Annotated in this window: 9 protein-coding genes; 3 read left to right on the top strand and 6 right to left on the bottom strand. The window is 70.3% G+C overall.

Annotated elements, in window-relative coordinates; all coding sequences use genetic code 11:
- Window positions 1-57 precede the first annotated feature (57 nt).
- From ACLBXX_RS02560 to ACLBXX_RS02550, 3 genes are read right to left on the bottom strand one after another with little or no spacing between them, the layout of a single operon-like run.
- Window positions 58-2613 carry a glycoside hydrolase family 3 C-terminal domain-containing protein gene (locus tag ACLBXX_RS02560; protein WP_447656679.1) on the bottom strand — a complete coding sequence of 852 codons (2556 nt, stop codon included), beginning with the start codon at window positions 2611-2613 and terminating at the stop codon, window positions 58-60.
- The gene (yicI, locus tag ACLBXX_RS02555; protein WP_447656678.1) at window positions 2610-4988 is read right to left on the bottom strand and encodes an alpha-xylosidase; all 2379 of its coding nucleotides are present in this window, start codon (window positions 4986-4988) and stop codon (window positions 2610-2612) included. Before yicI ends, ACLBXX_RS02560 begins: the two co-directional genes overlap by 4 nt.
- Window positions 4985-7033, bottom strand: a complete 2049-nt coding sequence (locus ACLBXX_RS02550; protein ID WP_447656677.1) for a beta-galactosidase — start codon at window positions 7031-7033, stop codon at window positions 4985-4987. The genes yicI and ACLBXX_RS02550 overlap by 4 nt, the downstream gene beginning before the upstream one ends.
- Before the next feature lie 115 nt (window positions 7034-7148).
- On the opposite strand from ACLBXX_RS02550, the gene ACLBXX_RS02545 reads away from it, so the two are divergent.
- The 3 genes from ACLBXX_RS02545 to ACLBXX_RS02535 are packed head-to-tail and all read left to right on the top strand — an operon-like array spanning window position 7149 to window position 11207.
- On the top strand, window positions 7149-9608 hold the full coding sequence (locus tag ACLBXX_RS02545) for a glycosyl hydrolase family 95 catalytic domain-containing protein (RefSeq protein WP_447656763.1): 2460 nt from the start codon (window positions 7149-7151) through the stop codon (window positions 9606-9608).
- On the top strand, window positions 9602-10588 hold the full coding sequence (locus tag ACLBXX_RS02540; RefSeq protein WP_447656676.1) for a LacI family DNA-binding transcriptional regulator: 987 nt from the start codon (window positions 9602-9604) through the stop codon (window positions 10586-10588). The genes ACLBXX_RS02545 and ACLBXX_RS02540 overlap by 7 nt, the downstream gene beginning before the upstream one ends.
- A 13-nt stretch (window positions 10589-10601) precedes the next feature.
- The gene (locus ACLBXX_RS02535) at window positions 10602-11207 is read left to right on the top strand and encodes a YesL family protein (RefSeq protein WP_447656675.1); all 606 of its coding nucleotides are present in this window, start codon (window positions 10602-10604) and stop codon (window positions 11205-11207) included.
- 251 nt (window positions 11208-11458) lie between these two features.
- Here ACLBXX_RS02535 and ACLBXX_RS02530 read toward each other — a convergent pair whose 3' ends face one another.
- Genes ACLBXX_RS02530 through ACLBXX_RS02520 form a run of 3 tightly spaced genes read right to left on the bottom strand, consistent with a single transcriptional unit; the run spans window position 11459 to window position 15223 of the window.
- Window positions 11459-13210: an ABC transporter substrate-binding protein gene (locus tag ACLBXX_RS02530; protein ID WP_447656674.1), complete on the bottom strand. Its 1752-nt coding sequence runs from the start codon at window positions 13208-13210 to the stop codon at window positions 11459-11461.
- A 43-nt stretch (window positions 13211-13253) separates the two neighbouring features.
- On the bottom strand, window positions 13254-14210 hold the full coding sequence (locus ACLBXX_RS02525) for a carbohydrate ABC transporter permease (RefSeq protein ID WP_387140704.1): 957 nt from the start codon (window positions 14208-14210) through the stop codon (window positions 13254-13256).
- 11 nt (window positions 14211-14221) lie between these two features.
- Entirely contained in the window at window positions 14222-15223 is a 1002-nt protein-coding gene (locus ACLBXX_RS02520; RefSeq protein ID WP_447656673.1) for an ABC transporter permease, read from the bottom strand.
- Between the last annotated feature and the right edge of the window lie 263 nt (window positions 15224-15486).

Genomic DNA, 15486 nt, shown 5'->3' with positions numbered 1-15486 from the left:
ACCTGTTGAGAACGGGCGGCGGCGGCTGCCAAGGCCGCGGGGTGGGATGCCGCAAGCTCAGCCCGCGGTGACCTCCAGCTCGGTCCGCGCGGGGAGGTCCCAGGCCGAGGGGCCCGCGGCCACCGTGTAGGTCCCCGGCTGCACGCGCAGCGCGCCCTCGTGCAGCCAGTCGTCGACGGCCCCCGGGAGGCGCACGGCGTCGTCCCAGACCGCGAGGCGCGCGGGCGAGAACGACAGCTCGACGTCGCGGGACTCTCCGGGCGCGAGCCGCACGCGGCGGTACGCCACGAGCACGCGGCGCGGCGCCGGCAGCGGAAGCCCCGCCGGAGGCAGCGCGTAAAGCTGCACGAGCTCCTCGGCATCGCGGTCGCCGGTGTTGCGCACCCGCACCACCGCGTGCACGACGGACTCATCCGATCGCGGCGCGAAGCCGGCGTGCCGGTGGGTCGGCGCAGGTGCGGGGGTCGCAGCATCCCGAATCGAAATCGACTCGTACGCGACCGTCGTGTAGGTGAGGCCGTGCCCGAAGGCGAACGTCGGCTCGTCGGGCTGATGACGGTAGGTCGCACCCTGGCGGAGCGTGTCGTAGTCGAACAGGTCGCCCGCCTGCGCCTCGGTGGCGGGCCAGCTCTGCGAGAGGCGCCCCGACGGCTCGACGTCGCCCGAGAGCACATCGATCACGCCGTGACCGAGCTCCTGGCCGCCGTGGCTCGACCACACGACGGTCTCGGCCTCGACACCCGCGAGCACATAGGGGTAGCTCGACACGATCGTGAGCACCGCCCGCGGGTTCGCCTCGCGCGCGGCGCGCCACACCTCGGCCCAGGCGGCGGGCAGCCGCAGGTGCGGGCGGTCCTCGGTCTCGCGGCCGTTGAGGTGGGGGTCGTTGCCGACCGCGACGGCGACGGCGTCCGCACGCGCAGCAGCCTCGGCCACTGCGGCCGCGCCCGATCGCACCACGCGCACACCGAAGCGCTCGGCGGCCTCGAGCGTGACCGCCTCCGCGGCGAGCAGTCCCGAATCGCGGAACACGCGCAGCCACCGGCCCGAGCCGAGGTGCAGCAGCGACCACGTGCCGTCGGCGTGGATGTGCTTGCGGAAGCTCTCCTGCACGACCCACTCGCCCACGCGCGTCGCGTCCGCGCGCATCGGCCACTTCGCGCCGGTGAGCAGCAGGCCGCTGGCGTGGGAGCGGAGGGTGAGGATGCCGTCGCCCCAGTCCGTCACGTCGAACAGCGCGTCGTCGGCCGCGGCGTCGCCGGCCGCCTCGACCACCGAGCCGTCCGCGTTCGACACGACGTACCGTCCGTTGGACGATGCCCGGAACGCGAGAGTGTCGGCGCCGGTCACGACCTCGGCCTCGTCGAAGCGCTCGGCGGCGGCGGCGCCGATCCCGACCGCGTACGGCGGGGTACCCGCGTACCAGTCCGTGAGCACGAGGTCGGCGAGCGGGCCGACGACAGCGACCCGTGACGCCCGGGAGAGCGGCAGCACGCCGGCGTCGTTCCGCAGCACGACGACCGAGCGCGCCACCGCCTCCCGAGCGAGTTCACGGGACCCGGGTGCGTCGATGTCGTCGACGCCGATCCCCGCGTACGGGTCGGCGTCGCCGTCGAACTCGCCGGTGCGGATGCGCAGCTCGAGCAGCCGTAGCACGGCCTGGTCGACGTCGGCCGTGGTGAGCAGGCCCGCGGCGAGCGCCTCCGTCACGTAGCCGATGGTGGGCGCCGCGTTCGCGTCGTTGTCGGTGAACGAGTCGAGGCCCGAGGTCACGAGGGCAGCGGCGGCGTGCACGTGGTCGGGCTGGGTGCGCTGGGTGGTGACGAGGAAGGTCGGGGCGCCGGCATCCGACACCACCGCGATCGATTCGTCCGACCATGACCGGGCCTCCGCGACGAGCTCGGGCTGCGTGTGCGCAGGGACGCCGTTCACGCGGTTGTATGCGAGCATGATGCCGCCCGCGACGCCCTCCTCGATCGCGCCGCGGAACGCGGGCAGCTCCTCCTCATGGAGGGTGCGCAGCGACATCTCGGACGAGGTCACCGAGCGATCGGTCTCGTTGTTGTAGGCGAGGAAGTGCTTGAGCGCAGGCACCGTGCGCCAGACGCGAGGGTGGTCGCCGCGCAGGCCGCGTGAATACGCGGTGCCCATCACGGCGGTGATGTGCGGATCTTCGGAGTAGCCCTCCTCGTTGCGCCCCCAGCCCGGGTGGCGCAGCGTGTTGACCACCGGCGCCCACACGTTGAGGCTCACCATCGGGTTCTCGGCGCGCTTCGCGCGCACCTCGACCGCGGCGACCTCGCCCACCCGCTCGACGAGGTCGGTGTCCCACGTCGCGGCGAGTCCCACGGACTGCGGGAACACGGTCGCACGCCCGAGCCATGCGACGCCGTGCAGGGCCTCGCATCCCGTGTGCCACGCCGACACCCCGAGCCGCTCGACCGCGGGCGCGGCCTGGTGCAGCATCGCGATGCGCTCGTCGGGCGTCAGCCGGTCGAGCAGGTCGCGGGCGCGCGCCGCGAGGGGCTGGTCGGCCTGCCGGAACACCGGCTGGCCGGACGGCTGGTCTTCGGCGACCGCGGGGGTCGCAGCATCCGTGGCGATGTCGGTCATCGTGCGGTCTCCTCGATCTCGATACGGATCTCTCCGGATGCTGCGGCGCTGGCGATCCGGTCGCCCACCTGCAGTGCCCACGAGGCGTGCGCGTCGTCCGTCGACGCGATGATCGCCGAGCCCTCGCGGCGGATGCGGAACGTCGTCGCACCGACGCCGTCGATGGATCCCTTGCTGTCGTGGCCGGGCACCCGCGTCTCGCGGTCGTAGCCGTCGGGCAGCTCGAAGCACCGGAGCGTGACGCCGTCGGACCAGTCGTAGTCGGGGCGGGTGTCGTCCGCACCGAAGGGCAGCACTGTGCCCGGACGCACGCGCAGCGGCACCGAGTCGTAGCCGTGGGTCTCGGAGATCCACCGACGCCCGTCGACCACCGAGCCGTCGAGGAGCGAGGTCCACTCCCCCTCCGGCACGTAGTACTCGACACTGCCGTCGGCGGTGAAGATCGGCGCGACCAGCAGCGCGTCGCCCAGCATGTACTGGGTGTCGGCGTCGAAGCCCGAGCGGTCGCCGGGGAACTCGAGCGCCATCGGGCGCATCATCGGCGTCCCGCAGCGATGGGCCTGTTCGGCGGCGCCCGCGAGGTACGGCATGAGACGCATCTTGAGCTTCGTGAACGAGCGGGCGATGTCGACCGCCTCGTCGTCGAACGCCCACGGCACCCGCACCGACGACGAGCCGTGCAGCCGCGAGTGCGACGACAGCAGGCCGAACGCGAGCCAGCGCTTGAACAGGCCCGGGTCGGGCGTGCCCTCGAACCCGCCGATGTCGTGGCTCCAGTAGCCGAAGCCCGACATCGCGAGCGACAGGCCGCCGCGCAGCGACTCCGCCATCGACAGGAACGTCGAGTCGTTGTCGCCGCCCCAGTGCACGGGGAACTGCTGCGAGCCCGCGGTCGCGGAACGCGCGAACACGACAGCGTCGCCGACGCCGTGGTGCCGCTCGAGCGCGCGGAACACGACCTCGTTGTAGAGCTTCGCGTAGTAGTTGTGCATGCGGTGCGGGTCGGAGCCGTCGTGCCACACGACGCCCTCGACCGGGATCCGCTCGCCGAAGTCCGTCTTGAAGGCGTCGACGCCCTGATCGAGCAGACCCTGCAGCTTCGCGACGTACCAGTCCGCAGCATCCGGGTTCGTGAAGTCGACGAGGCCCATGCCCGCCTGCCACATGTCCCACTGCCACACGCTGCCGTCGGTGCGCTTGAGCAGGTACCCGTTGTCGGCCGCCTCGCGGAACAGCGCCGAGCGCTGCGCGATGTACGGGTTGATCCAGAGCGACACGTGCACGTCGCGCTCGTGCATGCGGGCGATCTGCCCGACCGGGTCGTGGAACGCGCGGGAGTCCCACTCGAAGTCGCTCCACTGGTACTCGCGCATCCAGAAGCAGTCGTAGTGGAACACCGAGAGCGGGATGTCGCGCTCGGCCATGCCGTCGACGAAGGCGCTCACGGTGTCTTCGTCGTAGCTGGCGGTGAACGACGTCGTGAGCCACAGTCCGAACGACCACGCGGGCACGCGCGCCGGCCGGCCGGTGAGCGCCGTGTAGCGGCGCAGCACGTCCTTCGGCTCGGGGCCGGCGATGACGTAGTAGTCGAGGGACTCGCCGCCCACCGAGAACTGCACGCGCGAGTTGACCTCGCTGCCGACCTCGAACGACACGTTGTCGGGGTGGTCGACGAACACGCCGTACCCGCGAGAGGTGAGGTAGAACGGCACGTTCTTGTACGCCTGCTCGCTGGAGGTTCCGCCGTCGGCGTTCCACGTGTCGACGACCTGGCCGTTCTTGACGAACGCGCCGAAGCGCTCGCCCAGGCCGTAGACGCGCTCGCCCGGCTCGATGCTCAGCTGCTGGTGCACCCACGTCGGCTTCGTGCCCCCGGCGGCCGTGCCGGCGGTGCCGGCCGTGCCCGCGGTGGCGGCGGTGCCGTTCTTGCCCGTCGTATCGGTGTAGTGGCCGATCGACCGTGGGAGCGAGCTCGTGAGCACGCGCCCATCGTCCTCGACGAAGTCGACGCGCCACTGGCCCGCCGTCCGCACGACGCGCACCTTCAGGGGGCCGGCGTCGAGGACGCCTTCGTTCTCGTCGACCGTGATCGTCGGCCGGAAGCCCTCCGCGCCGAAGATCTCGAAGTCCGGCCCACGGTGCACGGCGCCCGCGTGACGCTCGACGTTCACCTTGACGACGCCCGGCGCGGGCGCCGAGAACGTGACGGTGAGCATCGCGCGGTTGAGCGTGTCGCCGCGGTCGCGGATCGCGGCGGTCGGCGCGTACACGGTCATCGTGCCCGCCGCCTCGTCGACGCGGATGTCGTCGACCTCGACCGCGTACAGCGGGGCGAGGCCGGGCCTGGTCAGCCAGTAGCCATCGGTGAACTTCACTCTGCGTGCCTTTCGATGAGCACCATGGCGGCGCCGGGGGCCAGCGTCAGCTGACCATCGACGTCCGCGTCCGACAGGAGATCGTGGCGCGGGCCGGGCAGCGTGATGCTCCGGGACCCTTCGCCGTGGTTGAGGAGGAAGAGGGACGCGCCGCGCTGGATCGCCTCGACGCCGTCGGGCAGCACGCGGTCGGGCAGGACGCCCGTGACACCGGCAGCGTCGAGCGCGTCGTCGAGCACCGCGGCGAGCGCGTCGTCCGAGACGACGGCGCCGAGGTACCAGGCCGTGCCGGCGCCGGCGCGGTGGCGGGTGATGGCGGGTGCCCCCGACAGGTGGCCGGCGCCGAAGCGGGCGAGCACCTCGGCGCCCTCGGCGCGGAGACGCTCACCCAGGACGGATGCCTCGGCCTCCGCCGGCGCGGTCGTCCAGGTCTGCTCCACGACGACGGGGGTGGGCGCGTCGGGAAGACCGACCCACTCCTCGCCGCTCACACCGAGCAGGTCGCGCAGCAGTACCGGCGAGCGACCGGTGAGGATGCCGGCGTTGCCGTCGGCGACGCCCGAGAACGGGCCCACCACGAGGCTCGCACCGCGCTCGACCGCCGCGCGGAGAGTGGCAGCAGCATCCGTCTCCACGATGTACGTGTGCGGCACGAGCACCGTGGCGTAGGCCGACAGGTCGGCGCCCGGACGCACCAGGTCGACGGCGATGCCGCGGCGCCACAGCGCGCGGTGCCACCGCTGCACCTGCTCGAGGGTGTCGAGCCGCTCCGTCGGGCGCCCCGGTTCGTCGGCGGCCCAGCGCGACGGCCAGTCGAAGAGCAGGGCGACGGATGCCTCGACCTGCCCGCCGACGACGGACCGCAGCCGGCGCAGGTCGGCGCCCAGCGCACAGGCCGTCTCGAACACCTCGGTGTCGGCGCCGGCGTGCGGCAGCATCGCGGAGTGGAAGCGCTCCGCGCCGGTGCGGGCCTGACGCCACTGGAAGAAGCAGATCGCGTCGGCCCCCCGGGCGACGGCCTGCAGCGAGTCGAGGCGCGCGCGGCCGCGGCTCTTGGGCAGGTTGTGCGGGCGCCACGAGGTCGCGCTCACCGCCTGCTCCATGAGCACCCAAGGCCGACCTTCCCCGAGCGAGCGCATGAGGTCCTGCACGAGCGCGATGTCGGACGACGCGGTCGCGGAGCCGTGGTCGGGGTACTCGTCGTCGGCGACCACGTCGACGCCACCCGCCCACTCCCACAGGTCGGTGAGCGGCTCGAAGCCCATGAAGTTCGTCGTGATCGGCTGCGTGGCGCCCGTCGCGCGGATCGTGTCGCGCTGCTCGGTGAACACGCGCTGCAGCGCCCACGACGTGTACCGGCGGAAGTCGAGCGACTGCGCGGGGTTCACGAGGTAGGGCATGCGCCGGGGCGGCAGGATCTCGTCGAAGTCGCGATAGCCCTGCGCCCAGACGAGGGTTCCCCACGCCTCGTTGAGCGCGTCGATCGAGCCGTAGCGCTCGCGCAGCCACAGCCCGAACTCGCGCGCCGCCTCGTCGCCGAAGTCGATCTGCCCGAACTCGTTGCCGATGTGCCACATGCGCACGGCCGGGTGGGTGGCGTAGCGCTCAGCGAGCGCGGTCGCGATCGCCAGGGCGTGCTCACGGTAGACGCGCGAGGCCGGGGTGAACTGGTTGCGCGATCCGGCCGCGAGACGCACGCCGTCGGGATTCACCGGCAGCGTCTCAGGGTGGAGGATGCCGAGCCATGGCGGCGGCGACGCCGTCGGCGTCGCGAGGTCCACGGCGATGCCGTGCGCGTTGAGCAGCTCGAGCACCTCGTCGAGCCACGCGAAGTCGTATTCGCCCGGCGACGGCTCTAGTCGCGCCCAGCTGAACACGCCGACCGTCACCAGGTTGACGCCGGCGCGCACCATGAGCTCGGCGTCCTCCTGCCAGACCTCGCGGGGCCACTGCTCGGGGTTGTAGTCCCCGCCGAAGCAGATGCCGAGCTCGCGGGTGATCTCGGAGAACGCGTCGATGCGGCGCGGATCGGGCGTGGTGGCCATGGAGCGGGGAACCTCTTCGCTGAGTTTCGATCGGACGGTCACGGAATTGTCGGCGAGAAGAGCGTCGAACTTTCGAAGCGCTTCAACACTGAGACGGTATACTACGAAGGTGACGATGTCCACGCGCCGCGATGATGCGGTCCCGCCGCCGCCCGGCTCGGTCCCTGAGCGTGCCGAAGGGCTCCACGCGCTGCGCGCCTCCACCCCCGCCTGGCGGTGGCTCGAGGCCTACCCGGTGGGCAACGGCGTGCGCGGCGCGATGTGCGCGGGGCTCGCCGGCGGCGACCGGCTGTGGCTGAACGACATCACGGCATGGTCCGGGTACGCCGGCGCCGACCCGCTGGACGGCGTCGCGGATCGCGGCCCCGAGGCACTCGCCGCCGTGCGCGCGGCGATCGACTCCGACGACCTCGACACCGCGGAGGCGCTCCTGCAGCGCATGCAGGCGCCATGGGTGCAGGCCTATCTCCCGCTCGGCTGGATCGAGCTGACAGTGGAAGCGGACGTCGTCTCCCCGGCGTCCTCGACCGCACCTTACGCGCGGCGTCTCGACCTCTCGACCGGCGCCGCCACCCACGAGTACGCGATCGACGGCGTCGACGTGCGGCACCGCACCTGGGCGGACCTCGTCACCGGCGCCGTCATGCACGAGATCACCGCGGACGAGCCCGTGCGCGTGCGTCTCGAGGTGGGCTCGCTCCTGCGACCCCGCTCGGCCCCGCGCTCGGCGGGCGGCGATCTCGCCACCGAGTGGTGGCTCCCGGTCGACGTCGCCCCTGGCCACGAGGACCCCGCCGAGCCCATCCGCTACGACGAGGACCACGGCCGGCACGGCGCGATCGTCGTCCAGGCCCGCGGCGCCTCCGAGGTCGTCGACGGCGTGCTCGTGAGCGCTGCCGCGACGACCCACCTCTTCGCGATCGCCACGGCCACCGCCCCCGCACTCCCCGGCGACCCGGCCGATGCCCGCGACGCCCTCGGCCACGCGGCGGCGGTGCTGCGCGGCATCCGCGGGTCGTTCGATGTCCACGCGACGGCGACGGAGCTCTTCGAGGCCCACGCCGCGGCGCACGGCGAGCTCTATGCGCGGTGCGCGCTCGAACTGCCGACGCCGGCCGACGTCGAGGCACTCGACACCGTCGATCGCGTGGACCGGGCACAAGAGGTCGACGACCCGGCTCTCGCTGCCCTCATGTTCCACTACGGGCGGTACCTGCTCATCGCGTCGTCGCAGCCCGGCGGGCTGCCGGTCACGCTGCAGGGGCTGTGGAACGCCGAGCTTCCGGGCCCGTGGTCGAGCGCGTACACCCTCAACATCAACACCCAGATGGCGTACTGGCCGGCCGAGACGACCGACCTCGCCGAGTGCCATGAGCCTCTGCTGCGGTTCACACGGCGCCTCTCCGAGACGACCGGCCCCGCGGTCGCCCGCGAGCTCTACGGCGCGGACGGCTGGGTCGCGCACCACAACTCGGACGCCTGGGCCTTCGCGGCCCCTGTCGGCGCCGGCCACGGCGACCCGGCGTGGGCGAACTGGTCGCTCGGCGGGGTGTGGCTCGCACTGCACCTGTGGGAGCACTACTCGTTCGGCGGCGACCGCGCCTATCTGCGGAACGAGGCCTGGCCGGTGCTCGCGTCAGCCGCGGCCTTCGCGCTGTCGTGGATCCAGACCGACGGCGAGCGCGCGTGGACGAGCCCGTCGACCTCGCCCGAGAACCACTACCTCGACGCCGAGGGACGCGAGCGCGGCGTCGCGGTGTCGGCCACGATGGATGTCGCGCTACTGCGCGAGCTGGCCGCGGTCTGCCGCGCTGCCGCGGCAGTGCTCGACGCAGACGACCCGTGGATCGCGGAGCTGACCACGCTCACGGACGCTCTCCCCGACCCGCAGGTGTCGGCACGGGGCGACCTGCTCGAGTGGGACCGAGAGCGCGTCGAGGCCGAGCCGGATCACCGCCACCTCTCGCACCTGATGGGGCTGTTCCCTCTGGCGCAGATCACCCCGGACGCGACGCCCGGGCTCGCGCGCGCAGCATCCGAGTCCATCCGCCTGCGCGGTCCGGAGTCGACCGGCTGGGCGCTCGCCTGGCGCGCCGCGATGCAGGCTCGCCTGCGCGACGGCGCGGCCGTGCACGCGCAGCTGCGGATGGCGCTGCGGCCCGCGGAGGAGACCACCGACGCCCATCGCGGCGGCCTCTACCCGAACCTCTTCAGCGCGCATCCGCCGTACCAGATCGACGGCAACCTGGGCGTGACGGCGGCCATCGCCGAGGCCCTCGCCCAGTCGTTCGACGAGCCGGCGGCGAGCGCCGAGACGGCGCACATCACGCTGCGACTGCTGCCCGCGCTGCCGCCGGAGTGGCCCGACGGCCGGGTGCGCGGCATCCGTTCCCGCGGCGACGTGTCGGTCGACGCCGAGTGGGCCGGTGGGGAACTCGTGCGGGCGCGGCTTCGCGCGGGAGCGCGAGCAGTCACAATGAGTGTGCACGGGCCGGACGGTTCGATCGGAACATACGAGCTCGCACCCGGAACCACGCGGGTGATCGAACGAGGAGAGCGGGGGATCTCATGGTGACGATCGCGGACGTCGCGCAGAAGGCGGGCGTGTCGATCTCGACGGTGTCGTACGTCATGAGCGGCAAGCGGGCCATCTCGCAGGAGACGCGCGACCGCGTCGAGAAGGCGATCGACAGCCTCGGCTTCAGCCCGCACGCGGGCGCCCGCTCGCTCGCGTCGCGCTCCACGAACGTCATCGGTCTGCAGGCTCCGCTGCGCACCGGCGTCGACGTGCACGTCGTGATGCAGATCGTCACCGGCGTCGTCACCCAGGCGCGCAAGCACGGCTACGACATCCTGCTGCTCGCGAGCGACGACTCGAAGGCGCTGCAGCGTGCGGCGAAGGGCTCGATGGTCGACGCGCTGCTGGTCATGGACGTCGAGTCCGACGACCCGCGCATCGACACGCTGTCGGGGCTGGGGCATCCGAGCGTCCTCATCGGTCTTCCCGAGGGGCGGCGCTCCGTGCCCTGCGTCGACTTCGACTTCGAGGCCGCGGGCTGGCTCGCGGTCGACCGGCTCGTCGCACTCGGCCATAAGCGCCTCGCGCTCATCGGCTCGCCGCCCGAAGTGATGTCGCGCCACACCTCGTACGCCGACCGGCTCGCGCGCGGCTTCCTGGCGGCGTGCGAGGCGAACGGCGTGACGGGCACCGTCCACGCGTGCCCGAGCACGTCCGAGTCCATCGCCACCGTCGACGGCGTGATGACGGACGACCCGGGCATCACCGGCTTCTTCGTGCACAACGAGGGCGCGCTCCCCCACGTCGCGACGACGATCGCCCAGCGCGGCCGGCAGCGCGGAGACGAGCCCGCCATCGTCGCCCTGTGCCCCGACGACGTGGCGCGTTCGGTGCCGGGTCTCGCCGACAGCATCGCGGTGCCCGCGGAGGCGATCGGCGCAGCGGCGACAGACATGATCTGCGAGATCCTCTCGAGCGGTGCGAAGCCCGCAGTGCGCCTGCTGCCGCCGGCGCTCACCGGAGCACCCACGCCGTGATCGCGACGCACGCATGAGGATCGATCCCGACAGCCGCACGCTCGGCGGCTTCTCGACGTTCCTGACGTTCGTCGCGCTCAACCTGCTCTACATCCTCGTGTGCCTGCCGATCGTCACGATCGGCGCGGCCACGAGCGCGCTGTACGAGGTCACCATCCGCTACTCCGACGACGAGAGCGGACGCCCCCTCAAGGACTTCTTCCCCGCGTTCCGGGCGAACTTCGGCCGCGCCACGGTGCTGATGCTCTGCCTGCTCCTGCCCGCCGCGCTGCTCGGACTCTCGAGCGTGTTCTGGTTCGCGTACCCCGCGCTCTTCGCCGGAGTCGCGGGAGTCGTGGCGGTGATCGGAGCGGTATACCTCTTCGCCGCGTTCCTCTACGCGATGGCCCAGGTGGCGTACCTCACGGGGCCCGTGCGCCAGACCCTCAAGAACTCGCTGCTGCTCCCGGCGGCCGAACCGGTGCGCACCCTCGGCGTCCTCGTGATCCCGGTGACCGCGGTCGCCCTGACGATCCTGTTCCCGCCGGTCGCGATCCTGATCGCCACCATCGGCTTCTCCGTCGGCGCCTACGCCACGGCCTTCCTCTTCCGCAGCGTCTTCGCCCGCCACGACGCCTGACCGCTCGGGCGCCGGCGGTGGCGGATGCCGCGGCCCCGCAGCATCCGTGATCCTCGGTCGAGGGCGCGACGTGGGGACCCGGCGCCACAGCACCCGTGAACCTCAATTGAGGACGAGAGCCCAGCTGCGGACCGCCTACGACGCTGGGCCCCTCAGCTCGGCGCATCCCCTCAAGTGAGGAGGCCCGTGCGAACAGCACGACGAAGGGCTCGGGATGCTGCATCCCGAGCCCTTCGCTTCACACGGTGCGGCTAGTTGCCGAACTCCTTCGCCACGGCCACGCGCGCGTCGTTCTGCGACTTCGCGTTGGTCATGTCGAACTCGAGCACCTTGTCGTAGCCGAGGCCCTCAGCCGTCTTGATCAGCTCGTCTCGGAGCGAGTCGAACTGCGCCTCGTTCGCGGCGAACACCATCTGCCACGAGTACTGCTTGATGATCTCCTTGACCTGGTTGCGCAGGGTCTCGATCTCGGAGTCGTCGGCCGGTGCCGCGTAGCTCGCGCCCGGGGCGACGAGCACCTGGTCGTTGGTCTGCAGGTACTCCATGGTGGAGGTCGCGTCGCCCATGTTCGCCGACCAGTCGACGGTCAGCGGGTTGGCGATGGCCGCCTGGTAGGTGGGCCAGAACGTGTAGCTGTACGGCAGGCTCGTCTCGGGGTCGGTGTCGATCGGAAGCACCGCGCTGAGGTTGAGCGCCGAGACGCCGTCGGCGTACTCGCCGCCGCCCCACTCCTCGGGAACGGTCGCGCCGCCCTGGAGGAAGACCTCGTTGCCGAAGTCCGTGAGCTCGGGCTCGCCCGCGTCGTTCACGTCCCATGTGAGGCCCTTGGGTCCCGCCGACGCACCGGTCTGGCTGCTGTTGGCGTACGCGCCCTCGGGCGAGTAGAGCCAGTCGATGAAGGCGGCGATGCGCTCCGGGTCCTCGGCCTTCGAGCCGATCGCGAACACCTGCTTGCCGCCGTACGCCTCGGCGCCGTACGAGAAGATCTTCTGGTCCGCCAGGGGCACCATCTCGAAGCCCTTGCCCGCGGCCATGTTGTCCTCGGTGTTGAAGGCGGACTGGCCCAGCCACGGCCACCACGAGAACAGCACCTGCCCGTTCTGGAACTTGGAGAAGAGCGTGTCGTAGTTCTGCGTCGTCGACTCCGGGTCGACGAGGCCGAGCTGGTTGGCGTCGAAGTAGAGCTTGAGGTTGCGGATGTACTCGCCGTCGGGGTCGAGGATGCTCTGGTAGTCCGAGCCGTCGGCCTTGGCCAGCACGAAGCCGAGCTCGTCGTAGCCGTAGAAGCACGCGGGCTGCTTGGCCGTGACCATCATGTTGCCGTCCCAGTCCTTGAACAGCGAGAAGGCGTAGGTGGGCTGGCCGTTGTCGGCGGTGGGGTGCGCGGCCTGCATGTCGGCGAGCACCGGGAGGAGGTCCTCGAGGGTGCCGATCTCGGGGTAGCCGGCCTCCTTGTAGTAGTCCCAGCGGAGGTACGGCCCGAAGGTCGGGTTGAGACCCTCGGAGGGCTCGGTCGGCTTGAGCGACGAGACCGCCGACGGGAAGCCGTACACGCCGTCCTTGCCGTCGTTGAGGTGCTCGACCGCGGCGTCGAACTTCGCGAGGTTGTCCATCGCGCCGTAGTAGTTCGCCGAGTCCTTGACCAGACCGCCCTCGATGAGCTCGTCGAGCTTCTCGCCCTTGTCGGTGATGATCAGGTCGCCGAGGTCGCCGGCCGCGACGCGCGTGTTGTAGAGGGTGTCACCGCCGCCCGCGACGTTCGGGGCGATGATGTTCAGCTTCATGTTGAACTTGTCTTTGACGATCTTGGCGAACCAGCCCTGCTGGACGCCCATGTAGTTGGCGAGACCGTCGAACACGTCGATCGTGATCTCCTGGTCCCACTTCTCGGGGAACTGGTCGATCGCACCCTGGTCGTCGCCGCCGCCGGCGCTGCACGAGGCGAGCGAGCCCGCGGCGAGCAGCGCCACGAGAGCCAGGGACACCTTCTTTCGAAGCGTCATTGCTTTCCTTTCTTGGTGGTTCTGTGGTGGTTCGTGGCCGCCGTCAACCCTTGACGGCGCCCAGCATGATGCCCTTCACGAAGAAGCGCTGGAACAGGGGATAGATGAAGATGATGGGCAGCACGACCAGCACCGAGACCGTCATGCGTATCGAGGTCGGCGTCTGCTCGGTGGCGAGCCCGGCGATCTGACCGATGTTGCCGCCGGCGTTCTGCGCCGCCTGGGCGAGGCTCGATGCCTGGTTGATGAACATGTAGAGCAGGTACTGCAGCGTGTACAGGCTCTGATCGGTGATGTAGATCAGGGTGTCCTGGAAGCTGTTCCACTGCGTCACCGCACTGAAGATCGCGATCGTCGCGAGGATCGGCGTCATGTTCGGCAGGTACACCTTGAAGAAGACCTGCAGGATGTTGGCGCCGTCGACCTCGGCGGCTTCCTGCAGCTCCTTCGGCATCGACTCGACGTAGGTCTTCGCGAGGATGACGTTGAACGGCTGCACCACGAACGGGAGCACGTAGACCCAGAAGTTGTTGGTGAGACCCAGCGTCTTCATGATGATGAACACCGGGATCAGGCCCGCGCTGAAGTACATCGTGATGATGAGGAAGCGGTACCAGAACTTGCGGCCCCACATGCGGGTCTGCGTGAACATGAACCCGAGGAAGGCGGACGCGAGCACCGTCAGCGCGGTGCCGATCACGGTGCGGCCGATGCTGACCACCGTCGCCATCGGCAGGCCGGGCAGCTGGAACACCTGCCCGTAGTTCGAGAGGTGGAACCCGACCGGCCACAGGCGCACGTCGCCGAGCGCCGAGATGTCGTTGGCGCTGACGGAGTTGATGATCAGGTAGTAGAAGGGGTACGCGCAGATCAGCGCGAAGAGGAAGAACAGCGCGTAGTTCGCGAGGCGGAACACCGCGTCCCCGACGGTCCCGCGATAGCGGGCCGAGGTGTCGCCCTTCTTGGTCGTGGTGAGCGTCTTCGTCATCGTCGTGGTCATGTCCTGGCCTCTCAGACGATCGATTCGCCGCGGACGCGCTTGGAGACCGCGTTGACGGTGAGCAGCAGGGCGACCGAGATGAGGCTTTTGAGCATGCCGATCGCGGTGGCCATCGACAGGCTGTTGCCCGTCATGCCGATGTTGTAGACGTACAGGTCGAGCACCTGGATCCACTGCTTGTTGAAGGCGTTCTGGAACACGTAGTACTGCTCCATGCCGTTGTTGAGGATGTTGGCGATCGACAGCAGCAGGAGCACGAGGTAGGTCGGCATCAGCTGCGGCACCGTGATGTACCGCATCAGCTGGAAGCGGCCGGCGCCGTCGATGCGGGCCGACTCGTACAGCGACTGGTCGATGCCGGCGATCGCGGCGAGGTAGATGATCGCGCCCCAGCCGAGCCCCTTCCAGATGCTCCAGAGCGTCATGGTGATCCAGACGTTCTGGTCGGTGTCGAGGAACTTGATGGGCGCCGTGATGAGTCCCGCGTCGTTGAGCACGTCGTTGACGAGGCCCGAGCTCGAGAAGAGCGAGAACGCGATCATGTAGACGAGGACCCACGAGATGAAGTTCGGGAGGGCCGTGAGGGTCTGCACGGAGTTGCGGAACCAGGGCGCCTTGATCTCGTTGAGCAGGATCGCGAAGAAGAGCGGCAGGACGGATGTCGCGATCCCGAGGAAGCTGATCGCGAGCGTGTTGAGGAGGACCTGGCCGATCTGCGCCATCTGCGTGGGCGAGCTCACCAGCATCTGGAACCACTGCAGGCCGACGAACTCACTGCCTTCGAGGCCGAGCGCCGGCTTGTAGTCGTACAGCGAGTAGATCCAGCCGTACAGCGGAAGGTACGAGAACAGGAACGCCAGCACCAGGAACGGCACGATGCAGAGGAACAGCGTGAAAGACGTCCGGCTGCCCGCCGGACGCAGCCGCCGGCCGCGCCCCCTCTTGGCGTTCTGGTCGAGGTTGTGGACCGCCGCCTCCTGGAAGACGACCTGCGACTGCGCCTGAGTGGTCATCGGAGGGTGCCCTGATTCGCGGCATCCGCCGCGGGGACCGCCGGGTGAGCATGCCGTTCCATGTCACTCCTTCGTGTACGTGGCTGCCGCTCTGTCGAGGGGCGGGATCCGAGGTTCGTTCATCGAACCGCTTCGATTTCGAACCGCTTCGATTGAAGAGTAGGCGGCACTGCCCGATTCGTCAAATGTCTCCTCGTAACGCGGGGGTAACGATCGACCGTGTCGCCGGCGCTCTCCCGCGCGCGGGAAAGCGCCTACCATGG

It is taken from the genome of Microbacterium sp. C23T, from assembly GCF_053345975.1.
This window is presented reverse-complemented; position numbering and strand designations above follow the sequence as displayed.

Bases quoted from the DNA above. Each gene is read 5' to 3' on its own strand.
- ACLBXX_RS02535 (WP_447656675.1), top strand. From the start codon at position 10,602: ATGAGGATCGATCCCGACAGCCGCACGCTCGGCGGCTTCTCGACGTTC.
- ACLBXX_RS02545 (WP_447656763.1), top strand. From the start codon at position 7,149: ATGTCCACGCGCCGCGATGATGCGGTCCCGCCGCCGCCCGGCTCGGTC.
- ACLBXX_RS02530 (WP_447656674.1), bottom strand. From the start codon at position 13,210: ATGACGCTTCGAAAGAAGGTGTCCCTGGCTCTCGTGGCGCTGCTCGCC.
- ACLBXX_RS02525 (WP_387140704.1), bottom strand. From the start codon at position 14,210: ATGACCACGACGATGACGAAGACGCTCACCACGACCAAGAAGGGCGAC.
- ACLBXX_RS02560 (WP_447656679.1), bottom strand. From the start codon at position 2,613: ATGACCGACATCGCCACGGATGCTGCGACCCCCGCGGTCGCCGAAGAC.
- ACLBXX_RS02550 (WP_447656677.1), bottom strand. From the start codon at position 7,033: ATGGCCACCACGCCCGATCCGCGCCGCATCGACGCGTTCTCCGAGATC.
- ACLBXX_RS02520 (WP_447656673.1), bottom strand. From the start codon at position 15,223: ATGACCACTCAGGCGCAGTCGCAGGTCGTCTTCCAGGAGGCGGCGGTC.
- ACLBXX_RS02540 (WP_447656676.1), top strand. From the start codon at position 9,602: ATGGTGACGATCGCGGACGTCGCGCAGAAGGCGGGCGTGTCGATCTCG.